Here is a 25,893-nt window from a genome sequence, read left to right on the forward strand (position 1 = left end):
CCCCGTCCCCACACACTAAACCCCCCGCCAACGACGGGAAAATCGGTCATCGGTACAGCGTCTCGGCGCGAACCGGTCGACCGCCTTCGTCATCGGCACTCCGACGGCGACCGGCCTCGTCGCGACGCGACGCACAGGCGCCGGTCGCCGTGGTCATGGTGCACGTGGGGACGGGCAATGGACGAGGCCCAGACCCGCCATTGCCACCCGAACATCCCATACGCATTCGCCCGCTAGATCGCTACGCTCTTGTTTGGGAGCGCTCCCGGGCGTCCTGTGGAGGGCCCCACTCACGAGGAGACAGCATGTCCGTACTGACTCGGCGGCATCTGCTGCACCGCGCCGCGTTGTCCGCCAGCGCCGTCCCGGCCGCCCGCCTGTCGACGAGCGCAGCCGTGACCGCCGCCACCGCTGGCACGGCGGCCACCGGATGCGACGGCGAGTCCGAGGCCGACGACGAGCGCCTTCCGGCACCCGAGTCGCAGCTCGGCCTCCGCTTTCCGGACAACTTCGGATGGGGCGCCGCCACCTCGGCGTACCAGATCGAGGGCGCGGCCAAGGACGACGGTCGGGGCGAGTCGGTCTGGGACACCTTCAGCCACACTCCGGGACGGGTCCGGGGTGGCGACACCGGCGACATCGCCGCCGATCACTACCACCGGTACGTCGAAGACCTGGACCTGATGAAGGATCTCGGACTGGGCAGCTACCGGTTCTCCATCTCCTGGCCCCGGATCCAGGCCGACGGCACCGGCGCCCCGAACCAGCGCGGCCTGGACTTCTACCGGCGCCTGGTGGACGGGCTGAACGAACGCGGCATCGCCCCGATGGCCACCCTCTTCCACTGGGACCTGCCCCAGTCGCTGCAGGACATCGGCGGCTGGGAGTCGCGAGACGTCGCCTACCGCTTCGCCGACTACGCGGAGGCCGTCTTCGAGGCACTCGGCGACCGCGTGCCCGTCTGGCTGACCATCAACGAGCCCAAGACGGTGGTGCAGAACGGCTACCTGCAGGGACACCACGCCCCCGGGCTCCAGGATCCGGGCGCCGCCTACCTGGTCGCGCACCACCTGCAACTGGCGCACGGCCTTGCCGTACGCGCACTGCGCGCCACCGACAGCACCAGCCGGATCGGCCCGGCGCTCAACCTGCACCCCTGCTACCCGGCCGACGACGCCCCGGGGGTCACCGAGGCCACCCGGCTCTACGACGGCTACGAGAACCGGCTCTACCTCGACTCGATCTTCAAGGGCGCCTACCCCGCCGACGTGCTCGACGATCTCGGTCCGGACGACCGGATGGTCCGGGGCATCCGGGACGGCGACCTGAAGATCATCTCCTCCCCGGTGGACCTGCTCGCGGTGCAGTACTACACCCCGCTGTACATCAGCGCGGCCGGCGAGACCGTACGGAAGTGGCCGACCTCCGAGGCGAGCTGGCAGCAGATCTTCCCCGACGGGATGTACGACATCCTCACCCGGGTCACCCGGGACTACGGCACCGTGCCGCTGACCATCACCGAGAACGGTCTGCCCACCCCCGACGTCCTCGACGCCGACGGCACCGTCGCCGACCCGGCGCGGATCGCCTTCCTGCGCGACCACCTCGCGGCCCTGCACCGGTCCATCGCCGACGGGGTGCCGGTGGAGAGCTACCACGTCTGGTCGCTGATGGACAACTTCGAGTGGAACGAGGGTTACGAGCAGCGATGGGGACTGATCTACATTGACTTCCCGACCCAGCGTCGCATCCCCAAGCGCAGCGCCGACTGGTACCGCCGGGTGATCGCCGCCAACACCCTCTGACCCCGTCGGCGTACCGGCCGCCACTCGGGCGCGTACCGCAGCCGTCCGAGGCGCAACCACCGAAGACGGGGGGGTCCATGGAGATCTACAGTTCGACCAGAAGACACGTCACAGAACCGGAACTCCGGTCCCTGGTCCGCCGTGGTTTCGGCGACCGGGCCGAGATCGACCGATGGCAGGAACTGACCGGCGGCACCTACAACGCCGCGTACGCCGTCACCCTGGTCGACGGCACCGACCTCGTACTCAAGGTCGCGCCGCCGCCGGATCTGAAGTTGCTCAGCCACGAGGTCGACCTGATGCGCACGGAGGTGGACTTCTACCGCCGCGCCGGCCGGGCCGGTGCCGCCGTACCGGACGTGGTCTACTTCGACTTCGGCCGGGACCTGATCGGCACCGACTTCGTGTTCCTGAGCCGGGTGCCCGGGACCGACCTGCGCGGAACCCGGGACGACCTGACCCCGGCGCAGCTCGCCGCCGTACGCGGGGAGATCGCCGCGATCGCGGCCCGGCTGCACACGGTCACCGGCCCCGCGTACGGATATCCGCTACGGGGCAGCCGCAGTTGGCAACCCTCCTGGCGGGCGGCGTTCGGCGCCATGGTCGACGACATCCTCGCCGACGCCACCCGGCTCGGCAGCGCGCTGCCCGCACCACCGGAGCGGATCGGCGCGCTGCTACGCCGGCACGCGGACGCGCTCGACGAGGTGCGCCGGCCCGCGCTGGTCCACTTCGACCTGTGGGACGGCAACGTCTTCATCGCCGCCGACGCCGCCGGCACGGTCCGGGTGACCGGCCTGATCGACGGTGAGCGGGCGTTCTTCGGCGATCCGCTGGCCGAACTGGTCTCGATGACCATGTTCCGGAACCTGGACGACGAACCGGAGATCCTCGCCGGCTACGCGTCGGCCGGGCACGGCGGGCTCGAACTGACCGACACCGCCCGATGCCGGCTGACCCTCTACACGATCTACCTCTATCTGATCATGGCGATCGAGGGCGCCACCCGGGGCTGGGACGGCCCGGAACGGTCGAAGCGCGAGCAGTGGCTTCTCGGGCTGCTCGACACGGAACTCGGTCGGCTCGACCAGGTGCGGCGCGGATGAGCCGGACCGGCTCCGCTGTCCCGCTGACCGACCACCGTCGGTCAGCGGGGCAGCGCCTGCTGGAGTTCGGCACGCAGTGCGGGGGTCAGCATCTCGCCGGCCGCCTTGGCCAGCTTCGCCATCTCGTAGCCGACCACGCCGATGTCGGCGTCGATGGCGGCGAGGGTCGCAAGGATCGAACCGTCCCTGATCTGCATCACCAGGAAGTATCCCCGGCCCATCTCGACCACCGTCTGCTTCACGATGTCGCCGTCGAACATCTCGGCGGCTCCGGTGGTGATGCTGCACAGTCCCGACGTGACCGCCGCGAGTTTGTCCGCGTGGTCCCGGGGCAGGTGCTCGGAGACGGCCACCAGCAGTCCGTCGGCGGAGACGACGATCGCGTGGGCCACTCCGGGTACCCGTTCGGTGAAGCCGCTCACCAGCCAGTTCAGATCCCGTGCCTCTTGACTGAGCGTGCTCAATACTGCTCCTCTTCGCTGCGCGCGCCGGCCGGCGCCATGGGTATCACAATCGTGTCCTCGGCCTCGGCCCGCCGGACGCCGCCGTAGTACCGCGACAGCGTCCCGGCCACCTGCTCCGGATCCGGCTCCTCGCGCTGAACCGGGGTCCTCGGCCGGACCGGTTCGGACTTCACCGGCAACTGTGCCATCGGCACCCGGATCGGCAGCCCACTGGGCTTGATCCCGCCGGTCACCGGCACCGCGGGCGGGGCGTTTCCGGTGGGCAGTGGAACATGTGGCCTGGCCGGCGAGGACGCCGATCCGGACCGGCCGTGTCGGGACCACCAGGTGCTGCCGGGCTCCGGACCGCCCTCGGCGGCCCTTCCCAGCACGTCCTCGGCCCGGGTCGGGGTCTCCCGCCGGACCGTACGCCGAGCCTGCGCCGCCTCGCCCGGCGCACCGCCGCCCGGCCGTCCACCGGCCGGCAGGTGCGTCCCGTTCGTACCGGCCACCGCACCGGCGACAACCGTGAGCATCCGGCGCCCGCGCCCGTCCACCGGTTCCGGAGCCGGTGCCGCCGCCAGCAGGTTCGCCGGCAGCCAGACCGTCGCCAGCAGTCCACCGACGTCGGTGGCGCGCAACCGCACCCGTACGCCCTGCCGGGCGGCCAGGTGGCTGACCACGAACAGGCCCATCCGCTCCGACGCCGACACGTCGGCGGCCGGCGGTACGGCCAGCACCTCGTTGGCCTCGACGAGCGCGGTCGGGCTCATTCCGAGACCCTCGTCGAGGATCTCCACCAGCACGCCGCCGTCCGGCTGGCCGGTGGCCACGGTCTGGACCACCGTGTCGGGTCTGGAGAACGAGGAGGCGTTCTCCAGCAACTCGGCGAGCAGGTGCACCAGGTCGGCAACGGCGTGCCCGACGATGTACAACTCGTCGGCGACGTTGTGCCGGATCCGCTGATACTGCTCGATCTCGGCGACAGCGGCGAGCATCACCGTGGAGAGCAGCACCGGGCGGTTCCACCGCCGGGTGGCCTCGGTGCCGGCCAGCACCAGCAGGCTGTCGTCGTTCCGGCGCATGCGGGCGGCGAGATGGTCCAGTTTGAACAGGTTCTCGAGCTGGTCGGGATCGCCCTCGTCCTGCTCGAGCTCGTCCAGCAGCTCAAGCTGACGCTCGACCAGCACCTGACTCCGCCGGGCGAGGTTGACGAACATCGCGTTGACGTGCCGGCGCATGACCGCCTGCTCCAGCGCCACCGTGACGGCGCTGCGGTGCACCGCCACGAAGGCCTCGGCCACCTCGCCGATCTCGTCCATCGACCGTACGTCCGCCGGGGGCACGTCGAACTCGGACGACACCGGATCCACCGTACGCAGCCGCTCCAGTGTCTCCGGCAGCTCGACCTGGGCGACCCGCAGCGCCTGGCTCCGCAACATCCGCAGCGAACTGGCGATGGACCGGCCGATCGCGATCGAGGTGAACAGCGCGGCGACCAGTACGGCCAGCACACCACCGGCGGTGAGCACCGTACGGCGGAGCTGCTCGCCGCTACGGGTCTCCGCCAGCTCGACCGCGTCGCCGACCGCACCCGCCTCGATCTGCCGGAGCAGATCCTGGCGCTGCTGGCTGATCGTCCACCAGGACTTCGGCTCCAGCACGGCGGCGATGCGGCCGCCGGACGCGAACGTGGTCTCCTCCATCCGGACGGCGGCCACGAAGTTCGGATTGCCGGCGGCGCTGGTGTACCGCTCGATCTGCCGGTCGGTCGCCGACAGCCGGAAGTCGGCGAGCCCGCTGAGCTGCTGAGTTCGCAGGTCGGTGAGCGCGACCAGGTCGCTCGGGTCGTACCGTCCGGCCCGTGCGGCGGCGTAGAGATGACCCCGGATCTTCGAGTTGACCTCTTTCACCTGGGCGAACTCGACGTACCGCAGCACCGCGTCGGTCAGGTCGGCACGGTCCGTACCCGGCGACGGCTCGGCCAGCAGCACCAGCAGCACCTCGATGACGCGGTCGTACTCGCTGAGCACCGGATTGGGGGTCAGTCCGGCGGCCGGCACCGCGGACCGGACCTCGGGCAACCGATTGAGCGCGTCGTCGACGCGGTCGTAGGAGATCCGCCAGGACGCCTCGCCGCGCGCCAACGGCTCCGCCGTCGCCCGGAACTGGTTGACCGCCCGGTCGACGACCGGGTACACCGCCTTGAGCGCCGGCAGGACCTGCCCCGGCTCCAGCTGTCCCGCCGGTACCGAGGCGAGCGCCGACAGCTCGCCGGCGGTCTGGTCGCGTTCGCGCTGCAACTCGTGGATCAGTGCCGTGATCTCGCGGCCCACCCCGACCTGGTCGGCGAACTCGCCGAGCTGGCCCGCCTGGCCGACCAGTGCACCGGTCTGCGCCCCGGCCAGCACCAGGAAGGCGATCGACGGAACGACCAGGACGGCGCCCAGCTTGGTACGCATCCGCCAGTCCCGGAGCCGGAACGCGGAACGGCGCCGGTGCGGTACGACCCGGACGTCGAGACGGCGCCGGCGGTGACGCGAGACGGCGCCGTGTGACGGTTCCGGGGCAACAGCCACCACGCCTCCTACCGTCCTCGATGCCGGGCGCGCCAAGGAGCGGAGCTATTTCAAATCAGGCCCGGTCCTGCTGTCAATGATCTAGTGGGCAGAACAGCTCACGAAGGATACTGCGGGCGATCCGATCTTGTCGCTGTCGCCGACTCGTCCTCATCCGTCCGGACGATGCGTTCAAGTCCGGTCGCTCCGTCGAGTCGGCCGATCGCCACCAAAGCCGCACCGACCGCACCGATCTCCGGATTTCGGACGTGGTGTACCTCGCGCGGGGCCAGCTCGACCGCGAAGGTCCGCCGCCACCACCCGGACGCCGCGACCGCACCGCCACCGAGTACCACCTGGACCGAGGCGTCCAGGGTGGACTCGATCGCGGCGACACCCACCGCCACCTGGACGCAGAGCGCGCCCATCAGGCCGGCCAGGATGTCCACCGAGGTCGTGTTGAACCCCAGTCCGGCCAGCATGCCGGAGCCGGCCGGAGCCAGTCCGGGCGGTCGGTCACCACCGAGCCGAGGGTCGGCCGGCACCCCACTGCCGGGCGGTATCCGGGCCAGTGCCTGGTCCAGCTCCGGCCCGTCGGGCAGCCGCATCTCCCGCCGGGCCCACGCGTACAGGCTGCCGCCGCCGGAGAAGGCGGTTCCGGTGACCACGTGGTCGTGGTCCACCCGGTACCGCCAGAGCTCCTCGGGCAGCGGGGGCAGCTCCGCTCCGGCCTCGACGCGCTGCACCAGCCGGACGGCCGCCGAGGTGCCGACCGTTACCGCCGCCCGGCGGGTGTCGAAGCATCCGGAGCCCACGTTGGAGGCGGCACCGTCACCGGAGGGCGGTGCCCACCGGGCGGTACGCAGCGCGGGCCAGCGGCGGGCGAAGTCGGCCCGCAACCGGCCGGACCAGGATGGTGCGGCCAGCGCCGGCAGCTCTCCCGGGCGGACACCGGCCAGTTCGCACGCCTCCGGATCCCAGTCCAGGGTGCGCAGGTCGAGCAGGCCCGTACCGGACGCCTGGGAGATCGACATGACCTCCTCGTCGAGCAGCATGCCGAAGATGTACTCGACCAGGCCGGCGAAACGCATCCGGCCGTCACCCGCGCGCTCCCGCAGCCACGGCAGCCGGACCGACCAGTAGAACCGGTGCCACCAGGTCCCGGTCCGCCGATGGAAGGCGTCGGCATCCTGGGGGCCCCGGACCCCGGCCGGCGCCACGGGTCGGGTGTCCAACCAGGTCAGCACGGGCCCCAGCGGGCCACCGCCGGGATCGAGGGGCACCACCGAGTGCCACTGGGCGGAGGCGACGACCAGTTCGACTCCGTCGAGGTGCCGGGCCCCGGCCAACTCGTCCAGGCACTCGATGAGGGCACCGAGGTAGGCCCGCGCGTCCAGGGTCGCCTCGCCGGTGTCGCCGATGACGACGTCGGCCGGACGCCGGGCCAGCGCACCGGGCAGCGGCCGGGCGGCGGCGTCCAGCACCAGGCCACGCACCGACGACGTACCCAGGTCGAGAGCGAGAATCCTCATCGACGAAAACCGTACCCGTTCGGCGTGCCGCCGAAGCCAAGGTGGCGCGGAGCGGCCGGAAGTGGTGTCGACATACACCGAACCGCCCATCTGATGGACGGTTCGGCGACACGGGTGCCGGGCTGGGCTCCACTGCCCTAGACTTTCCGCCATGCTCGCGCGACTTCAATCCTGGTGGCCCGCCATTCCGGCGGCCGACCTCCGCGCGTAGCTCTTCCACGCGGCCGCCCCACGCGGCGGCCGCCAGCCTTTCCTCCAGTCTTCCGGCCACCGCACCGGACGGCCCCGGCTGTGAGGGACGACTGATGAACCTGCTGCACCACCTGATCGCCACCGTCGTGGCCGGCGCCGATCCGGGCCCGTTCGCCCTGGTCCGCCGGGACGGCGCCGCTGCCCTCGACGTCTTCACCGGCTTACCGCGTACGGTGTCGAGGCTCGCCGACATTCCCCTCCCGCCGGGTCCGGCCGGGCCACGGACGCTCGCCCTGGTGCCGTACCGGCAGATCACCGAGCGCGGCTTCGCGTGCGTCGACGACGCCGCCCCGCTGGAGTGTCTGGTGCTGTCCGGGCACGTCCGGGTCCCGCTCACGGAGGTGCTCGCCGCGCTGCCCCGGACACCGACACCCGTCCGGGACGCCGCCTTCGACCTCTCCGACGAGACGTACGCGGAGATCGTCGAGCGGGTGCTGCGCGACGAGATCGGCCGGGGCGAGGGTGCGAACTTCGTGATCTCCCGCTCGTTCGTGGGCACGCTGGCCGGGCCCGCCCTGCCGGCGGCGCTGGCCGCGCTGCGTCGGCTGCTGCACGGCGAGCGGGGCGCGTACTGGACGTTCCTGGTGTACACCGGCACCCGGATCCTGGTCGGCGCCTCCCCGGAACGCCACGTCAGCGTCGAGGACGGCCTGGTCATGATGAACCCGATCAGCGGCACCCTCCGGCATCCGGACGGCGCGGCGGACCGGGAGTCCCTGCTCCGGTTCCTCGCCGATCCGAAGGAGATCGACGAGCTGTACATGGTGCTCGACGAGGAGCTGAAGATGATGGCGACCGTGGCCGAGCAGGGCGGCCAGGTGATCGGCCCGTACCTGAAGGAGATGGCGCACCTCACCCACACCGAGTACCTGCTCGCCGGACGGGGTTCGCTGGACGTTCGGGAGGTGCTCCGGGAAACCATGTTCGCCCCCACCCTCACCGGCAGCCCGATGGAGAACGCCTGCCGGGTGATCGCCCGGCACGAGCGGCGCGGCCGGGGCTACTACGGAGGCGTACTGGCACTGCTGGGTCGGGACGACGCCGGCCGGCAGACGCTGGACGCGCCGATCCTGATCCGTACCGCCGAGATCTCCCCGGCCGGAGCGCTGCGGGTGCCGGTCGGCGCGACCCTGGTACGCCACTCCACCGCGGCCGGCGAGGTGGCCGAGACGCATGCCAAGGCGGCCGGGGTGCTGGCGGCGCTGGGGTTGCGGTCAGCCTCGGCCCCGCCGGTCACCGGACCGGCGGACACCGGACCGGCGGGCGCCGCGCCGGACACCGGACCGGCGCCGTTCGGGGCCGGACCGGCGGCGGAGCTCCGTCTGGCCGAGGATCCGGCGGTACGCGCGGCACTCGCCGCCCGCAACCACCGGCTCGCGCCGTTCTGGCTGGAGGAACGGACGCCGGGCGCCGGGGTCCTGCCGGAGCTCGTCGGGCGGCGGGTGCTGGTCGTCGACGGCGAGGACACCTTCACCGGGATGCTCACGCACCAGTTGCGGGCGCTCGGACTGACCGTCCGGACCCGGCCCTGGGGCGACGCGCTCGACCACGGGCGGTTCGATCCGACCGACGCCGATCTGACCGTGCTGGGTCCGGGACCTGGCGACCCGGAGAGTCCGACCGACCCGAAGATGACCGCTCTGCGCGGCGTGGCCGAACGCCTGCTGGCGGCCGGGCACCCCACCCTCGGGGTCTGCCTCGGCCATCAACTGCTGGCCGGGCGGCTCGGCCTGTCCCTGCACCGCCGGTCCGCGCCCTACCAGGGGCTGAGCCGGGAGATCGAGATCTTCGGCGCCGTCCGGCGGGTCGGCTACTACTCCAGCTACACCGCGCTGGCCGACGCCGACGAGGTGGTCACGGGGTACGGGTCGGTACGGCTGGCCCGGGACGCGGCGGACGGCGCGGTGCACGCACTACGCGGGCCGACGTACGCCGGGGTGCAGTTCCATCCCGAGTCGGTGCTGAGCCAGGACGGCATGGCGGTGCTGACCGATCTGATGAGGTGGCTGCTGCCGACCCCGACCGTGCCGACCCGCCGTGGCACGCCTGAGCCGCATACTTCTCGGCATCCCGGGTAGCCATTGGAGTAAGCCGGCGGTCCGGGTGGGTCGAGAGCCCCTGCCCGGGCCACCGGTGCAGACTGACCGCCCCATGATCGGCCGTTCCGGTTCGCACTCGACGCCCGTGCGACCATGGGCGGACCGGCCGGGAACGCCATCGTCAACCGCTGACAGGCGCGTACGGCCCCGCACTCTGGAGGTCGGCCGCGGTGTCTGAGCACGTTCCGGTGCCCCGCCCGGAATCCGGAACCGACCATGGCGCCCAGGCTCGCCTCCCGGACGCGGGCGAGGCGGAACCCGGCGACTGGCAGGCCGGCTACCGGTTCTGGGACGCCTACTTCGGGCTGGTCGTCCTGGCCGTCGCCGGGTTCGCGGTGGCCAGCAGCCCGCAGCCGATGCCACAGCGGCTCGCCGTCCTGCTCCCGCTCGCCGGGCTCACCGGCTGGTACCTCGGCTACGGTCGCCGGCTCATGCGTGACGAGGTCGAGGACTGGCGCGGGTACGGCTACCTCGCCGGCGCCCTCGTACTGTATGTACCGGCGGTACTGCTCAACGGATCGGCGTCGTTCGTGCTGTTCGCGCTCTGTCCGCAGGCGTACATGCTGGCCGGGTCGGTACCGGCGACGGTGGCGGTGGTGGTGTTCAACTCCGTACATCTGACGGTCCTGCTGGCCCGCGGCGTCGACCCGGTCGAGGTCGCGACGCATCCGCTCCCGGTCGCGGCACTGACGGTCGTCTTCTCCGCGACGTTCGGTAGCTCGATCCGGCGGGTGGTCGCGCAGAACGCGGAGCGGGCCCGCCTGATCCGCGAGTTGGACCGGTCCCGGGGCGAGGTGGCGCGGCTGTCCCACGAGGCCGGCATCCTCGCCGAACGGCAGCGGCTGGCGGGCGAGATCCACGACACCGTCGCCCAGGGTCTGACCAGCGTGGTGCTGCTGGTCCAGGCCGCCGACGCCGGCCTCGACGACGACCCCGAAGCGGCGCACCGGCATCTGGCGCTGGCCGCGCGTACCGCCCGGGAGAACCTGGCCGAGACCCGCGAACTCATCGCGGCGCTGACCCCGGCGGCGCTGACGGACTCGTCGCTGGCCGACGCCCTCGCCCGGCTGGTCGCCCGGTTCGGCGCCGAGACGGGCATCGCGGCGGAGTTCCGTCGGGACGGCACGCCGGTGCCGCTGTCGACCCGGACCGAGGTGGTGCTGCTCCGCGCCGCGCAGGAGTCGTTGGCCAACGTTCGCAAGCACGCCGAGGCCCGAAGCGCCACGGTGCGGCTGGCCTTCACCCTGGAAACGGTCCTGCTGGAGGTGACCGACGACGGTCGGGGCCTGACCGAGCCGGCCACCACCGACGCACCGGCGCGCGGCTACGGTCTCACCGCGATGCGGACCCGGGTCGACCAGGTGTCCGGCCTGCTCACCCTCGGACCGGCGGTTCCCGGTAGCGCCACCGGACCGGGCACGACGGTACGGGTCGCGGTGCCGATCTGATCAGTTCGGGTCCGCTCCGGCGGTGCGGGTCCGATCACCGGCGCCGTCCGGCGCGGACCTGGTACCGGCCCAGGCGTCGATCTCGGCGAGTGCGCCGCGTAGCCCGGCACCACGGTCGGTCAGTGCGTAGCTGATCCGGATGGGCGGCCCGGTCACGACCTGGCGGCGCAGCAGACCCTCGTCGGCGAGTTGCCGCAGCCGCTCGGTGAGCACCCGCCGGGAGACGCCGGGGACGGCCTCGACGAGATCGGTGAACCGGGCCTCTCCGTGGCTGAGCACGAAGAGCAGTTCGAGGGTCCAGCGCCGGCCGAGCAGCTCCAGCGCCGCGGCGGCGGCCGGTGACGGTGACCGGTCGGCAATGGTGGTTACTTTTTCAAACTTGGTCGCTTCGGCCGTCCCCGAACCGGTTCCGGTGCTGGTCGCTGCGGATCCGTGTCGGTGCCGCTGCTCCGCGAGGAAGACCTCGAGCCCGTCGAGCACCCGCCGGAGGCCGAACTCGAAGTCCTTCACCACCAGCGTCGGCGCGCTCGCGGCCCGGTCGAAGAGCCCGGACAGCAGCGGAAACCGGCCGCTGCACAGCAGCCGGAGCAGCGTCGCCGCCTCGGCCGCCCACCACTGCTCGGCGGTCACGCCGGTCCGCCGTTCGTCCTCGGTCTCGTTCCGGATGTACAGGGCGGCGCCCTGCACGTAGTCGCTGACGGTGAAGTAGATCTGGGTCATCGTCGCCCGGTCCAGCCCGAAGCCGTCGACCGCCCGCAGCACCCACTCGACATTGGCCAGCACGTTCGGCCCGAGCGGCGGCCGGGTGGTGCCCGCGACGATCGACAGCACCCACGGGTGCCGCTGGTACATCGCCCACTCCCGCCGGGCGGAGAACTCGATTCTCGCCCGCCAGCCGGCGGGTCCGGGATCGGGATAGTCGAGCTCGCCGAACACGGTCTCCACCATCAGGTTTACCAGTTGTCTCCGGCCCGGCACATGGCGGTAGAGGGACATCACCCCGGCGTCCAGCGCGGTGGCGACCCGCCGCATCGAGAGTGTCTCCAGACCCTCCGCGTCGGCGAGCCGGACCGCTGTCCGCACGATGCGGTCCGGGCCCAGCCCCGCTCCGGGCCGATTGCTCCGGTCGTCTCCCATCCGCGCCGCCTCCACTTCCGCCGCCGTCGCCGGCGCGCACTTCGCACGCTGGCGCGTACACTGTACCCATCATGTCGAGGTGAGGGGGTGGCGATGACCGGAACCATGACGGTACGACCGGCCGGGCGCGACGACGCCAGGGAGGTCGCCGTGGCACTCGGCCGGGCCGGGCTGGACGAGACGGTCTTCAGCTGGGTGGTGCCGGACGAGCAGGCCCGACGTGCCCGGGTCGAGGCGTGGACCGACCATGCCCTGGGCTGGGTGTCCGGCGTGCTCGACACCGGCGAGATCCTGGTGGCGCAGCAGGACGGCGGGGAGATCCTCGGCCTGTCGGTGTGGGAGTTCTTCCCCGGCGGTCCGGCTCGGCCCGATCCCGCTGCCGCCGCCGAGCAGGCCGCGTTCGTCGCGCGGGCCTACGGCGAGTACGCGCCCCGGATGGCCCTGGTCGCCGAGGTGACCCGGGCCCGCCACCCGGACCGGGAACCGTACTGGTACCTACAGCAGATGGCGGTCGTACCCGCGTCGCGCGGCCAGGGCCTCGGCGCCGCGATGCTGCGCCACCAGGTCGCCAAGGCGGACGCCGCGGGGATCGGGGCGTACCTGGAGGCGAGTTCGCCCCGCAACCGCGCGTTGTACGCACGGCACGGGTTCCGGGCCCGGGGCGAGCCGATCTGGTTGCCGGACGGCGGGCCGGGCATCCAACCGATGTGGCGCGAACCCCGAGGCGACCCGTCGACGGCGCCGTCGACGCCGCCGGTCGGTTAGGCCCACCGGTCAGTAGGCCCACCGGTCAGTTCGTCGGTGCACCCTCGAAGCCCTCCCGGCCGGACGGGCGGGTGCTGGCCAGCCAGATGCCGAAGATCATCGCCAGTACGGCGGGCACCTCGACCAGCAGCCGGAGGCCGCCGAACGACAGCGTCTCGTGGAAGGCGGTGACACCGATGACGACGCTGCTGACCGGGTCCACCAGGGTGATCGCCGTCAACGGCGCGGCGAGCGGGCCGTTCTGGAAGGCGTTCTGGTTCAGCGCCACCGCCGCGATCCCGATCACGGCCAGCGCGTAGAGATGCCAGTCGGTCAGGGCCGAGAGCGGGTCGCTGAACACCCGTTCGGCGAAGGTCTTCAGCACGGAGGCCGTGCCGGCGTAGAGCACGCCGGTGGCAACCCCGAGCAGGGTGCCGCGGAGGGCGCCCCGGGCCCGGTGGGCGAGGACCAGGCAGATCCCGATCAGCGAACCGCCGATCAGCGCGACCCCGAGCCAGCCCATCATTGAGGGCTCGGAGACACCCGCCCTGGGCTGCGCGGCGGCGAGGAAGGCGCCCAGACCGAACACGCAGGAGGCCACCGCCGTGACGTCCCGGGGGTGCGGTCGGCGGTGGTCGAGCGCCGCCTCCAGAGGGATCGCCAGGAACATTCCGCTGATCAGCAGGGGCTGGACGAGGGTGAGCGGCCCGAACCGGAGGGCGAGGGCCTGTAGGGCGGTACCGGTGAAGTCGGGGAGCTTGGCGAGCAGCCAACGCTTGCGCCGGAGCATTCGCAGGAACAGCCGGGGATCGGCCGTACCGTGCGGTGGTTCCCGGCGTACGGCACGCTGTTGCAGTGCGGCCCCGAGCGCGAAGCAGCTCGCGGAGGCGAGCGCGAGCAGCACCGCGGCGATCGTCACGCCCGGGTCCCATCGCCGCCGCTGCGGGACATAACGGGTAACGTGCGCACAAAATAACGCTACGTGATCTCCGCTCCCGCCAACGGCGGTTCGCGGTGGGACCTGATCCCCGGGGGTGACAGATGCCCGGGTCGCGATTGCCGCGGCAGGCGGCCCTCGCGACCCGGGCCCCGGTCATCCGGATCAGGTACGGGCGGAGAAACGGTCAGGACGCCAGCGCCCCGGCCGCCCGCCCCTCGTGCAGGGTGAGGTTCCGGCCGTTCGACGGGTCGAAGAGATGGATCTTCTCCAGGTTGAACCAGATCCGCCGGCTCTCCCCCTCGGCGACCGTGGACTCCGCCGACAGCCTGGTGACCAGGCTGGACCCGGAACCCGTGAGGTCCTCGGTGCCGACATCGGCGGCGAGTTCCTCCAACTCCGCCGCGCTGGCCCGCTCACCCTCGACGGTGAGGTACACGTACTTGTCCGAACCCATCGACTCAACGATCTCGACCGGCGCCTCGAACTCCGTCCCCCGGGCCCGGGTCTCGTCGTCGATCAGCGACGCGTCCTCGAAGTGCTCGGGACGGATACCGAGGATCAACTCACGAGGCGCGTCCTCCGCCGTCAACTCCCGGCGGATCCGGTCACCGAGCGGCACGTCGCCCACCGCCGTGCGCAGCTTCCCGTCCTCGACCGCCGCGTGCAGGAAATTCATCGACGGCGAGCCGATGAACCCCGCGACGAAGAGGTTGGCCGGGTTGTCGTACAACTCCTGGGGCGGGCCGACCTGCTGCACGGCACCGCCCCGCATGATCACCACCCGGTCGCCGAGGGTCATCGCCTCGGTCTGGTCGTGGGTGACGTACACCGTCGTGGTGCCGAGTTTCTTCTGCAACCGGGACACCACGGTACGCATCTGCACCCGCAGCTTGGCGTCGAGGTTGGAGAGCGGCTCGTCCATCAGGAACGCCTTCGGGCTGCGTACGATCGCCCGACCCATCGCCACCCGCTGGCGCTGCCCGCCGGAGAGGTTCGCCGGCTTGCGGTCCAGCAGCGCCGTCAGCTCCAGCACCTTCGCCGCCTCGCTGACCTTCTGCTCGATCGTCTCCTTGTCGAGCTTGGCCAGTCGGAGCGGGAAGGCCATGTTCTCCCGTACGGTCATGTTCGGATAGAGCGCGTACGACTGGAACACCATCGCGATGTCCCGGTCCCGGGGCGCCTTGTCGTTGACCCGCTCCCCCGCGATCCGCAACTCGCCCCCGGTGATGTCCTCCAGCCCGGCGATCATGTTCAGCGTGGTCGACTTCCCGCAGCCCGACGGACCGACCAGGATGACGAACTCGCCATCGGCGATCTCCAGGTCGACGTCGCGCACCGCGACCGTTCCGTCCGGGAAGCTCTTGCTCACCTTGTCCAGCACGATGTCAGCCACTGCGATTCACCCCTTGACGGCGCCGGACGTCAGGCCCGACACGATGCGACGCTGGAAGAACAGCACGAACAGAATGATCGGAATCGTGATCACCACGGCCGCGGCACAGATCGCCCCGGTCGGGTCCTCGAACTGCGACTCCCCGGTGAAGAAGGACAGCGCCACCGGCACCGTGCGGGACCGCTCGGTGGAGGTCAGCGAGATCGCGAACAGGAAGTCGTTCCAGCAGAAGATGAAGACCAGGATCGCCGTGGTGAAGACCCCGGGTGCGGCCAGCGGCGCGATCACCCGACGGAACGCCTGCCCCTGGGTGGCCCCGTCCATCTTGGCGGCCTTCTCCAGGTCCCACGGGATCTGTTTGAAGAACGCCGAGAGGGTGTAGATGGCCAGCGGAAGGGCGAACGTGATGTACGGCAGGATCAGGCCCGGCCAGGTGTCGAAGAGCCCGAGCGACCGCTCGATCTCGAACAGCGGGGAGACCAGCGACACCTGCGGGAACATCGCGATCAACAGGGAGACCCCGACCAGCGCCTTCTTGCCCGGAAAGTCGAGCCGGGCGACCGCGTACGCCGCCATGGTGCCCAGCACCACGGCGATCGTCGTCGCGATCAGCGCGATGCCGATCGAGTTGACCAGGGCCCGGACGAACTGGTCGGTGGAGAAGATCGTCCGGTAGTTGTCGAGGGTCCACTCGCGGGGAATGAAGTTCCCGTCGGTGAGCGTGCCGGTGGTCTTGAACGACAGCGACGCGATCCAGAGCACCGGAACCAGCGCGAAGACCACCACCACGACGTCCAGCAACCCCCACCGCCACTTGGCCGCGGCCGTGGTGTCCATGGCGGCCATCAGATTCTCCTTCCGTTCGCGACTGCGGTGCTCCGCCTCGCCACGCTTTCCGCGCTCATCGGCGGCCTCCCTCGTCGGTGCTGCCGGGAGCAGCCGTGCCGAACAGCTTCACGAAGACGAACGCGATGATCGCCACGGCGATGAAGATCAGCACCGACATGGTCGACCCGATCCCCAGGTTCAGCCCTCGGATCAGGTTGTTGTAGGCGAGCATCGACACCGACGAGGTCTGGTTCGCCCCGGCGGTCAGCACGAAGATGTTGTCGAAGACCCGGAACGCGTCCAGGGTGCGGAAGAGCAGCGCGACCAGGATCGCCGGTTTCATCACCGGCAGCATCACCTTCGTGAACCGCTGCCAGGCGGACGCGCCGTCCATCGAGGCCGCCTTGAGCAGGTCCTCCGGCACCAGGGCCAGACCCGCCATCAGCAGCAGCGCCATGAACGGGGTGGTCTTCCAGATCTCCGCCAGCATGATGATCGCCAGTGCGCTCGCCCGCTCGGTCAGCGGCGCCCCCTCGCCGAACAGGGTGGCCAGGTATCCGGTACCGGGCGTCCAGGCGTACCGCCAGGAGAAGGCGGCCACGACGGTGACGATCCCGTACGGGATCAGCGCCGACGTCCGGACCAGCCCGCGCCCGATGATGGTCCGGTGCATCACGATGGCCAGTCCCATCCCCAGCACCAACTCGACCGCGACCGTCACGACGGTGATCAGCATGGTCACGCCGAACGCCGTCCACCAGTACCCGTTGCTCAGCACCGTGACGTAGTTGGACAGCCCGACGAACTCCCGCTGATCCGGAAACTTCAGGTCGAAGCGCTGCAACGACAGCCAGACGGAGTAGAGGATCGGGTACGCGGTGACGGCCAGCATCACCAGGGCGGCCGGGGCGCAGAGCAGCCAACCCAGTTTCCGTTCGGCCCGCTTGCCCTCGCTCAGCGGCACCCGGCCACGGCCCCGGCGGGGCGCCGGCACGCGCCCCTTCGGCCCGGCCGCCTCGGTGCGGTCAACGGTGGTCGTGGAGTCCGTGCTCATGGGAGTACCCCCTTGGACTCGAGCGCGTCCTGTGCCGCCTCGCGCATCCGGTCCGCGGTCCGCTCGGGCTGGATTTTGGACGGCGGGGAGAGCGTCGCCGACAGCACGGTGGAGATGTTCTGGTACGCCGGACTGAGCGGCCGGGTCGCCGCGTCCTTGAGTTCGGCGAGGATCGTGTCCCGCATCGGGTACGCCTCGGCCATCTCCGGCTCGGCGTAGACGCTCTCGATGGTCGGCGGCACCCCGTCGTTGATCGCCGAGAACTTCTGGTGCTCCGGGTTACGCAGACAGGTGGCGGCCTCGAAGGACTCCTCGGGATGCCGGGAGAACCGGCTGACCGCGAGGTTGACGCCGCCGATGGTGACCTTGCTCGGCGTGTTCGGATCCACTCCCGGGAACCGGGCCCATTTGACCTTCTTGGCCAGTTCCGGATCGGCCTCCTGCATGGCCGGATAGACGAAGGGCCAGTTGAGCTGGAAGGCGCCGGCACCGGACTGGAAGTCGAGCCGGGCCTGGTCCTCGATGGTGTTCGAGAACGACGAGGTGGTGATTCCGGCGTTGGCGAAGTCGCGGAGCACCTCCAGGGCCCGGACCGCACCGTCGTCGAAGACGGCCTTCGTGCCCTCGGAGTTCAGGATCTGCCCGCCGGCACTGGCCACCAGGGTGTTGTAGAGGACCACCAGGCCCTCGTACTGGGCACCCATCGTGATCACCCGGTACGGCTGGCCGCGCCCCTTGAGACCGAGCGCAAAGTTGATCATTTCGTCCCAGGTACGGGGCGGCTGGGACACCAGGTCGGTCCGGTACCAGAGCAGTTGCACGTTGGTGTTCTTCGGCGCGGCGTACAGCTTGTCCTCGTACTGGGCGGTTTCGAGCGGTCCGGCCAACGTGCCGCGCTCGGCCTCGGCCCGGCGCTCGCCCGTCCACTCCAGCAGCCAGCCGGCGCTCGCGAACTCCTGGGTCCAGGTCACGTCGAGGCCCAGCACGTCCATGCCCGAGTCCTCGGCGGCCAGCCGGCGCACCAGTTGCACCCGCTGTTCGTCAGCGGCCCGGGGCAGGACCCGGTACTTGATCTCGTACCGTCCGCCCGCCTGGGCGTTGCAGTCGTCGACGACCTTCTGCAGGTTCTGTTCCGGGGAGTAGTAGAGGTTGATGGTGGGGATTCCGCCGTCCTCGCCGGAACCGCAGGCGGCCATCGGGGCCAGCAGGGCCAGCGCGACCGCACCGGCCGCGAGCCGGATCCGGCCGCTCCGAGCCGGGCCGCCCCGGTGCGGATCAGTCATGTCGGCACCCCGCCGTCGGATCCGGAGCCGGCCCGGCCAGAAGTGTCCCGGCCGGATCCGGGCCGGCCGGGGCCCACCGGCCCACCACCGTCCCCCCCACGTCGACCTCGGAGCATCGGAAGCACTGCTCGGACCGCGCCGACCGTACGTCGCGCACCCGGTGACCGCTCATCACGCCGCCTTCCTCTCCCACGACGACCGGAACGCCATCGTCCCGGCACACGGCGAAAGCACCCCGCCTCCGGCCGTAACCGAACTGCCGACCGGGCGTGGGTGTCCTGCGCCTCCCACTGCCCCGTCGGCCACGAGGCGAAACCTCGGCCCCCGCCCGGGGTGTCCGCCAGGTGCCCGGATGGCCGGTTTGACGGCCGATGCCCCCGCCCGCCGAGGGCTCGTCGGCACGGACGGCCACCATCGGGCTCCACAGTGGTATTCCCCCGGCACCGCCGCCTCCGCTAGCGTGGGTCGCACCTCCGGCGCCAGCAGGTCGCCGTCGACGCCGACACGCTCCCGGACCAGCGCATGCCGCCCGATCGGCACCCGCGTCGATCGCCGAAACGCGCCCCGTCCCGCGATCCTTTCGGCAGGATCGTCTGCAAGAGGAGGTGCCGTCGTGCAGCACACCAGGGCGCTCACGTTGTCCTTCGAGGTTCCCGGACCGCCACCGGTCAGGACCGAAGCACTATCGATCTTCGCGGCCGGGCACCGGCAGGCCGCCCGGGTCCGGACGCTGCTGGAGGCCGCCTGCGATGCGGCACAGCGCACCGGCTGGACCGCCCTGACCGAACCTGTCGATCTCGAGGTCGTGCTGCGCTGCCCGCCGGGCCGCCGGACGGCCGACGCGGCGACGCTGCTCGGCGGAATCGGCGCGGTGCTCCAGGACAAGAAGCGCGCCGCCGACATCGGCCTGGCCCACCTGGGCGTGCTCGCCGACGTCGTGCTCTACGTCGACGACCGGCAGATCCAACGAATCTCGTACCGGGAGGAGCCGGCCGAGGACATGTCCTACCTGGTCCGGGTGAGCACGCTGGCGACGCCGGCCTGAACGCCGGGCGGCGACGGTTTCATCACCACCGACGGCTGGGTAACGCGGAGCCGCGACGGAGGGAGCAGCAATGTCGGAACCACACATCACCCTCGATCCCAGCGGGCTCGGCCAGGCGCAGCAGCACCTGCGGGGGCCGCTGGAGGAACAGCTCAACTCGGCGCTGCGGGTGGCGGCCGAGCGGGTCCGGGCGGAGTACGCCGACGAACCGGTGGAAGAGGTGTGCCAGCGGCTGCTCGACGAGACCCGGTCGGGGCTGCACCCCGACATCGCCGAGGGATTCAACCCGGACATGGAGGAGTTCTGCCGGGTGGCGGTGGCGATCGTCCGGCGGGACAAGGCCGGGGACCGTTGACCACACCCGACGGGCGGCAGCACCGGTGGCCGCCCCGACCGAGGTTGCCCATTGGCTGATGGTGGTCGGCCTCCGTACACTCAGTGCGCCGTTCCGGCCGACCGTGTTCGTCTGGCGTCCTCTGCCGGGATCCGGTCGATCTCTACGGGAGGCCATGTGCCCGCGCTGCCGTCCAGTGTGCCCGCCGCGGTGCTCGACACCACCTCGATCGCGCTGCTGACCGCGACCGAGCAAGGCGAGGTGACCTGGCACAACCGGGCGGCGCAGCGACTCGGCCACCTGATCGGCGCCGACGTCGGTTCCCTGCCGTTCGCGACGGCGACCCCGGACGGCCCGCCGGTCGAGTTGCGTTGCCCGACGGTCGAGGGCACGACCCGATACCTGCGGGTGACCTGCCGTCGGCTGTCCCCGCTGCGCGGCGAGGATCCGGCGACGCCGGTCCGGCTGGTCTACGAGTTGACGGACGTGACCGAGCAGCGGGCCGACCGGCGCCGCGCCGACGACTACGCCTGGCGGCTGACGCACATCGAGCAGCTTGCCCGGGTCGGCACCTGGGAGTGGCACCTGCCGACCGACGAGGTGGTGTGGTCGCCGACCCTGAAGTCCATGATCGGGCTGGGTCCGGACACCGCTCTGGACTACCCGACCTACCGGACGCTGATCCATCCGGACGACGTCCGCATGATCGAGGCGACCCTCGTCCAGGCCATCCGGGGCGGCACGTCGTTCACGTACACCCACCGGATGTTCCTGGCGCACAGCCGGGAGATGCGGATCCTGGAGTGCTACGGCGAGGTTTTCACCGACGAGTCCGGCAAGCCGCTCCGGATGCTCGGCACCGCACACGACATCACCGAGATCCGGCAGGTCCAGGACGAGCTGGCGTACCTCGCCGAGCATGATCCGCTGACCGGCCTGCCGAACCGCCGGGCCCTCACCGCCCGGATGAGCGAACTGACCTCGATCGCGGCCCCGACATCGGCCGCCCTGCTCCTGATCGACATCGACAACTTCAAGGACATCAACGACCTGCGTGGTCACGTCGTCGGCGACGAGGTCCTCCGGCTGCTGGCCCGGCTGCTGACCGAACACCTGCCGCCCGGTGCCGTGCTCGGCCGGCTCGGCGGCGACGAGTTCGCCGTCCTGTTGCCGTCCTGCGACGCAGACCGGGCGCTCGCGATCGGCGCCGGAATCTGCGACCTGGTCGCACACACCCCGTTCGCGGTACGCGGAGAGCCGCTGCGGGTGACCCTGAGCATCGGGGCCGCTCCGCTGGACACCTCCGACGGCGACACGCTGCTGCTCGCCCACGCCGATCTCGCGCTCTACCAGGCCAAGGGCGAGGGCCGGAACCGGGCCCGGCTGTTCGCACCGGAGCAGCAGCGCCTGGCCGCCCAGCGGGTCGACCTGGTGTCCCGGGTCCGGAAGGCGCTCGACACCGGCCAGTTGCAACTCGACGCGCAGCCGATCATCGACCTCGCCGACCACCGGGTACGCAGCTACGAACTCCTGATGCGGGTCCGCGACGACCAGCGCCGGCAGATCGGCCCCGGCGACTTCCTGCCCGCCCTGGAGCAGGGCGACATGATCTACGAGTTGGACCGCTGGGTGGTGGAGACCGCCACCCACGCGCTCGCCGCGGCGCGCAGTGCCGGTGTCGACCTCCGGTTCGACGTGAACATCTCCAGCCGGTCGCTGGAGGACCCCAGCTTCGGCGACTGGGTGGTCGCCACTCTGGCCGCCGCCGCCGTACCCGCCACCCTCCTCGGCCTGGAGATCACCGAGACCACGGCCATCGCCAACCTGGACGCCGCGCGCCGGCTCGCGTCCACGCTCACCTCGGCCGGCTGCGGCTTCAGCCTCGACGACTTCGGCGCCGGCTACGGATCCTTCGTGTACCTCAAGCACCTGCCGTTCAGCACCGTCAAGATCGCGGGCGAGTTCGTCCGGCAGGCCGACCACGGCGGTTCGGATCCCATCCTGATCGACGCCGTGGTCCGCGCCGCGCACGGGCTCGGGATGCGTACCGTCGCCGAACACATCGACCGGCCCGAGCTGGTACCCGTGCTGCGCCGGCTCGGCGTCGACTGTGGGCAGGGGTACCACCTCGGCCGACCGGAGCCGTTGCACCTGCTGATGGAACGGACCACCACCCGGAGTGGCGCCTCCGCGACCATTGCCTGACCCGAACACGGCCACGCCGCCCGGCGCCGCCGCGACGCCGGCTGCGGGCGATTCCTACCGTCCGCAGGATCCGACGTCGAGGTGGAAGTATCTCGCGTTGGCCCAGCGGCAGAGCCGGACGCCGACCACGATGCCCACGATCGTGACAAGCGCCGGCAGATAGCCGCTGGCGACCTGGACGATCGGGATCGCCGGGCATCCGCCGGAGACGGCCCAGCCCGTACCGAACAGCACCGCACCGGGTATCACGCCCGGATGAACACGTCCCGGTGTACGGCGGACCCGGATCAGCGCGAAGACGACCACGATCATCGCCACGCCGCCGCCGAACGCCAGGAGCATGCGCAGGTCCTGGAACGTGAACATCCGGTTCAGCTCGGCGTAGTCACCGAAGCCGATGTTGGCGACGACGAAGCCGAGGGCGAGCCCGGCGATGATATTGGCGACGAGAACCCCACCCCGGGTACGCATCACACCACCTTCCACAGCAGGAACGACACGACGACGGCGGCGCCGAAGAAGACAGCCGTCGCGACCATGCTGTCCGGATGAAGTCGGCCGCAGCCGTTCAGGCCGTGTCCGGAGCTGCATCCCCCGGCGAGACGGGTGCCGAAGCCGACGAGGACACCGCCGACGAACAACACGCCGATCATGTGTGGTGGGCTGTCGGTCACCAGGTCGCGGAAGCCGTCGCCCATGTCCAGCCGGAGGTCGAACCGGCCGGCGGTGACCGCCGCCAGCCATCCACCGAGGAAGATCGACAGGAGCAGGGCCGCCTGGCTGACCAACGGCGCCGGACGCGGGCTCGCGACCGGAGCAGGCTCGCTCGTGGCCGGCCCGCCCTGCGGGCCGGGCGCCGCTGCCGCACCGGACACCGGGTACGGCGGCGTGGGTGCCCCGGTACGGGTTCCGAAGTGCTCGGCGGTGGCCGACGCGAGGGCCTCGGTGAGCAGGCGATCGTCGCCGAACTGGGCCTCCATGCGTTCGACCCGGCGTTCGGCCCGCCACTGCAGGACGCGTTCCCAGGCCGAGGACACCCCGAACGATCGGTCGGTGGTGACGGTGTAGTTGATGGTGACGACGGCGAGCCCCAGCGCGCCCGCCCACCAGGGCCAGTAATTACTCATGCGGGACCTGAGATCCAATCGGCGAAGCGGGTCCACCAGCCACGCCGCCTGCCCGGCGGAGCCGCTGGTGATTCACCCGGGGTCTGTACGACATGCGCGGACCGTGCCGGCTCCACCGGTTGGGCCGTTCCCCGGATCCCCTCGAATCTGGCCTGGGGCGTCGGTGCCCAGGCCTGCCGGGAATCCGGCCCTGGCCAGCGGTTCTGGGTCGGCCGGGCCGGCCCGGCCGGCTCGACATCCGGGGTGGCGCGTTTCAGATGCTGCGCGTGGGCGCCGTTCGGGAGCAGCGTGATCGGCACGACGGCACCCGTGAGCGACAACTCGTATCGGGCACAGCCCCGCCATCCGTCCCCACTGTCACAGTAGTAGTCCCGCCAGCTGCGCAAACTGGCTCTGAGCAGCGGGAACAAGGGGCATCTTTCGGCGTGGGGGCAGCCCATATCGCTCCAGTCTGATCGACATGCGTCACCGAACGGATTGGCGGTCTGGCGTGAGCCCGATCTGGATTATCCAGCGAGCAAGCATAGAACATCGTCAGCATGTTCGCATTCCACCATTGATCATGAAATCACCGGCCTGGGCGTTGTGCACGCGTACGGCGAGCCCGCGGCAGGATCCGTCGTGCGGTGGCGACAGAGACGTACCCGGGTCCGCCGGGAAGCTCGTCAGGCCCGGCGGAAGGGCCGGGCCGAACCGGCGAGCGTGACGACCTCGTCCGCACAGCCCCAGGCCAGGGTGACCCCGGCGCCGCCGTGCCCGTAGTTGTGGACCAGCCGGACCCCGCCGTCGGCCCCCGAGCGGTCCACCGCCAGCCGCGCCCCGCCGTGCCGGGCGGGGCGCAGTCCGGCCAACTGCCCCAGGACCGGCGCCCCGGCCAACTCCGGGACGAGTGCGAGACACCGGGCCAGGATCGCGGCGCCGACCGCCTCGTCCGGGCCGGTATCCGTCTCCCCCGGCTCGAAGGTCCCGCCGAGCACCACGTCCCGACCGCGCGGATGCACGTAGGTGATCCCGGCCGGATTGCCCTCGTCCCGCCACGAGGTGACGAGTCCCGGGTTGGCGACCAGCACGATCCGGCCCCGGACGGGGTGCACGGCGGGATCGTCGGCCAACGTTCCGGCGGCCAGCCCGGTCGCGTTGACCACGACCGGCGCGACGCCGGCCGCCTCGTCGAGGGTCTCCACCCGGTGCCGGCGTACCTCCACCCCGAGTTCGTCGAGCCGGGCGACGAGCCAGTCCAGGTACGGACCCATCTCGACCGTCGGCACGGTGAACCGCCACTGCGCCGCGTACCCGGACGGCGGCTCGGCGGTTCGGAAGTCGGGTACCGCGGCGGACCACCACGGGTCGCCGTCGACCGGGGCGCGGAGCAGCATCCGGGTCGGCCGCATGACCACACCCGGCACTCCGCCGCCGGCCTGGGCGGCCAGTTCGTCGAAGGTCCGGCGGGCCCAGTCCAGCACCCGGGGATCGGGGCTGGTCCGGGTCGGATACCAGACCGCGGCGGCGACCCGGGAGACGGTCCGGGCCGGCTCGTCGGCGGTCAGCACGACCACCCGGGCGCCGGCCTCGGCCAGCCGCACCGCAGAACTGAGGCCGACCACCCCGGCACCCACCACGACCACGTCCGCCATTCGACCAGCGTGCCGCACGACCCGCCGGCTTGGAAAGGAGGAACCGACGCCGGTCAACCGCGCCGGACGTCCACCGCGATCACGAACGTGCCGTCCGTCCGGGTCAGCTCCAGTGCCCGGACCGGCAGCGCCTGGTCACTTCCGGGCGCCACCTGGAGGCCCAGTCCATAGGTGACATACCCCTCGAAGTCGCCACCGAAGTCGTACCCGCGCAGGGTGGGATAGCCGAGCGCCGGTCGGTGCGAGGCGGTGACCGACCCCCGGCCCCGCTCGTCGTGCGCCTGGGCCTGGATGAACCGGACGCGGAGAAAGGCGTTGCCCGGCAACCGAAGCGGCTCCCCGGTCCCCTCGGCGGAGACCTGTGCGACGTATCCGAGTTCGTAGGACGGGAAGCCGCCCCGGAAGGTGAACGAGATCCGGCTGTAGCCGGACCGCTCCTCCGGGTGGTCGGCGGCCCGGATCTCCACGAGGTACGGCAGCGGTGGAGCCGGCGGCGGGGCGACCGGCGGCCGGACCCGGTGGCGGACCAGGGCCGGCTCGGCCGGAACTCCCCACCCGTACGCCGTGCGGAACGAGGTGACGTCGTCGTCCGGTCCGGTCTGGGCGGGTCCGCCCGGGGTCCGTGGTGGCCCGGTGCCGGTGCCGGGCGCCACGGTCGCGGCCGGGTCGGTCGGCTGCGAGGAGGGCGCCGGAGGCTGTCCGGACGGTGTGCCGGAACTGCCGCCCGGGTTCGGTTCGCACCCGGTGAGCCCGAGGAGCAGGGCGAGAGCGAGCAGAGGTACGCGCTGACGTGTCATGCCGCTGTGACGCGTCACCGCGACGATCGGTTTACCCCGGCCATCGCGGGTCGACCGGACGATCCGTCCGATCCGAACGGATCCGTGCCGCCTCCCACCGGGTTCCGCTCGGCACTGAGACCCGCCCGG

21 protein-coding genes are annotated in these 25,893 nt (G+C 71.3%); 8 read left to right on the forward strand and 13 right to left on the reverse strand.

Features of this window, described 5'->3' with window-relative positions:
* The first annotated feature begins 305 nt into the window (after positions 1-305).
* Both I0C86_RS22060 and I0C86_RS22065 read left to right on the forward strand, forming a co-directional pair.
* Positions 306-1,805 carry a GH1 family beta-glucosidase gene (locus I0C86_RS22060; protein ID WP_230394564.1) on the forward strand — a complete coding sequence of 500 codons (1,500 nt, stop codon included), beginning with the start codon at positions 306-308 and terminating at the stop codon, positions 1,803-1,805.
* A 77-nt stretch (positions 1,806-1,882) separates the two neighbouring features.
* Positions 1,883-2,911 (forward strand): phosphotransferase family protein, encoded by a 1,029-nt coding sequence (locus I0C86_RS22065; RefSeq protein WP_196203167.1) that lies wholly within the window; start codon positions 1,883-1,885, stop codon positions 2,909-2,911.
* Between the two features lie 41 nt (positions 2,912-2,952).
* Here I0C86_RS22065 and I0C86_RS22070 read toward each other — a convergent pair whose 3' ends face one another.
* The 3 genes from I0C86_RS22070 to I0C86_RS22080 all read right to left on the reverse strand — a co-directional run bounded on the left by I0C86_RS22070 (position 2,953) and on the right by I0C86_RS22080 (position 7,444).
* Positions 2,953-3,375 carry a roadblock/LC7 domain-containing protein gene (locus I0C86_RS22070; RefSeq protein ID WP_196203168.1) on the reverse strand — a complete coding sequence of 141 codons (423 nt, stop codon included), beginning with the start codon at positions 3,373-3,375 and terminating at the stop codon, positions 2,953-2,955.
* Positions 3,372-5,933: a sensor histidine kinase gene (locus I0C86_RS22075; protein ID WP_323373781.1), complete on the reverse strand. Its 2,562-nt coding sequence runs from the start codon at positions 5,931-5,933 to the stop codon at positions 3,372-3,374. The genes I0C86_RS22070 and I0C86_RS22075 overlap by 4 nt, the downstream gene beginning before the upstream one ends.
* Before the next feature lie 98 nt (positions 5,934-6,031).
* Entirely contained in the window at positions 6,032-7,444 is a 1,413-nt protein-coding gene (locus I0C86_RS22080) for an FGGY family carbohydrate kinase (RefSeq protein ID WP_196203169.1), read from the reverse strand.
* Between the two features lie 305 nt (positions 7,445-7,749).
* On the opposite strand from I0C86_RS22080, the gene I0C86_RS22085 reads away from it, so the two are divergent.
* Positions 7,750-9,774 carry an anthranilate synthase family protein gene (locus I0C86_RS22085; protein WP_196203170.1) on the forward strand — a complete coding sequence of 675 codons (2,025 nt, stop codon included), beginning with the start codon at positions 7,750-7,752 and terminating at the stop codon, positions 9,772-9,774.
* A gap of 191 nt (positions 9,775-9,965) precedes the next feature.
* Positions 9,966-11,243, forward strand: coding sequence for a sensor histidine kinase (locus tag I0C86_RS22090; RefSeq protein WP_323373782.1), 1,278 nt, complete (start codon positions 9,966-9,968; stop codon positions 11,241-11,243).
* Here the strand turns inward: I0C86_RS22090 and I0C86_RS22095 are convergent, their stop codons facing one another.
* The gene (locus I0C86_RS22095) at positions 11,244-12,380 is read right to left on the reverse strand and encodes a TetR/AcrR family transcriptional regulator C-terminal domain-containing protein (RefSeq protein WP_196203171.1); all 1,137 of its coding nucleotides are present in this window, start codon (positions 12,378-12,380) and stop codon (positions 11,244-11,246) included.
* Between the two features lie 93 nt (positions 12,381-12,473).
* Between I0C86_RS22095 and I0C86_RS22100 the strand changes: the two genes are divergently transcribed.
* Positions 12,474-13,145, forward strand: coding sequence for a GNAT family N-acetyltransferase (locus tag I0C86_RS22100; protein ID WP_196203172.1), 672 nt, complete (start codon positions 12,474-12,476; stop codon positions 13,143-13,145).
* 25 nt (positions 13,146-13,170) lie between these two features.
* On the opposite strand, the gene I0C86_RS22105 is transcribed toward I0C86_RS22100, so the two are convergent.
* The 5 genes from I0C86_RS22105 to I0C86_RS22125 form a co-directional block, all read right to left on the reverse strand.
* Entirely contained in the window at positions 13,171-14,043 is an 873-nt protein-coding gene (locus I0C86_RS22105; RefSeq protein ID WP_196203173.1) for a DMT family transporter, read from the reverse strand.
* Between the two features lie 205 nt (positions 14,044-14,248).
* Positions 14,249-15,457, reverse strand: coding sequence for an ABC transporter ATP-binding protein (locus tag I0C86_RS22110; protein WP_196203174.1), 1,209 nt, complete (start codon positions 15,455-15,457; stop codon positions 14,249-14,251).
* Between the two features lie 6 nt (positions 15,458-15,463).
* On the reverse strand, positions 15,464-16,294 hold the full coding sequence (locus I0C86_RS22115) for a carbohydrate ABC transporter permease (protein WP_196203199.1): 831 nt from the start codon (positions 16,292-16,294) through the stop codon (positions 15,464-15,466).
* Between the two features lie 64 nt (positions 16,295-16,358).
* Positions 16,359-17,339 carry a carbohydrate ABC transporter permease gene (locus tag I0C86_RS22120; RefSeq protein ID WP_230394565.1) on the reverse strand — a complete coding sequence of 327 codons (981 nt, stop codon included), beginning with the start codon at positions 17,337-17,339 and terminating at the stop codon, positions 16,359-16,361.
* A complete protein-coding gene (locus tag I0C86_RS22125; protein WP_196203175.1) occupies positions 17,336-18,622 on the reverse strand; it encodes an ABC transporter substrate-binding protein in 1,287 nt (428 codons plus the stop codon). The genes I0C86_RS22120 and I0C86_RS22125 overlap by 4 nt, the downstream gene beginning before the upstream one ends.
* Before the next feature lie 613 nt (positions 18,623-19,235).
* On the opposite strand from I0C86_RS22125, the gene I0C86_RS22130 reads away from it, so the two are divergent.
* From I0C86_RS22130 to I0C86_RS22140, 3 genes are all read left to right on the forward strand, one after another.
* Positions 19,236-19,667 carry a hypothetical protein gene (locus I0C86_RS22130; protein ID WP_196203176.1) on the forward strand — a complete coding sequence of 144 codons (432 nt, stop codon included), beginning with the start codon at positions 19,236-19,238 and terminating at the stop codon, positions 19,665-19,667.
* Positions 19,668-19,737: 70 nt separating this feature from the next.
* Positions 19,738-20,022, forward strand: a complete 285-nt coding sequence (locus I0C86_RS22135; protein WP_196203177.1) for a hypothetical protein — start codon at positions 19,738-19,740, stop codon at positions 20,020-20,022.
* Positions 20,023-20,178: 156 nt separating this feature from the next.
* On the forward strand, positions 20,179-22,206 hold the full coding sequence (locus I0C86_RS22140) for a putative bifunctional diguanylate cyclase/phosphodiesterase (RefSeq protein WP_196203178.1): 2,028 nt from the start codon (positions 20,179-20,181) through the stop codon (positions 22,204-22,206).
* Between the two features lie 54 nt (positions 22,207-22,260).
* On the opposite strand, the gene I0C86_RS22145 is transcribed toward I0C86_RS22140, so the two are convergent.
* From I0C86_RS22145 to I0C86_RS22160, 4 genes are all read right to left on the reverse strand, one after another.
* The gene (locus I0C86_RS22145) at positions 22,261-22,677 is read right to left on the reverse strand and encodes a YeeE/YedE thiosulfate transporter family protein (RefSeq protein WP_196203179.1); all 417 of its coding nucleotides are present in this window, start codon (positions 22,675-22,677) and stop codon (positions 22,261-22,263) included.
* A complete protein-coding gene (locus I0C86_RS22150) occupies positions 22,677-23,333 on the reverse strand; it encodes a YeeE/YedE family protein (protein WP_196203180.1) in 657 nt (218 codons plus the stop codon). The genes I0C86_RS22145 and I0C86_RS22150 overlap by 1 nt, the downstream gene beginning before the upstream one ends.
* Positions 23,334-23,998: 665 nt before the next feature.
* Positions 23,999-24,967, reverse strand: a complete 969-nt coding sequence (locus tag I0C86_RS22155; protein ID WP_196203181.1) for an FAD-dependent oxidoreductase — start codon at positions 24,965-24,967, stop codon at positions 23,999-24,001.
* A 53-nt stretch (positions 24,968-25,020) separates the two neighbouring features.
* Positions 25,021-25,764: an AMIN-like domain-containing (lipo)protein gene (locus I0C86_RS22160; protein ID WP_196203182.1), complete on the reverse strand. Its 744-nt coding sequence runs from the start codon at positions 25,762-25,764 to the stop codon at positions 25,021-25,023.
* Between the last annotated feature and the right edge of the window lie 129 nt (positions 25,765-25,893).

It is taken from the genome of Plantactinospora alkalitolerans, from assembly GCF_015690345.1.
Lineage (GTDB): Bacteria > Actinomycetota > Actinomycetes > Mycobacteriales > Micromonosporaceae > Plantactinospora > Plantactinospora alkalitolerans.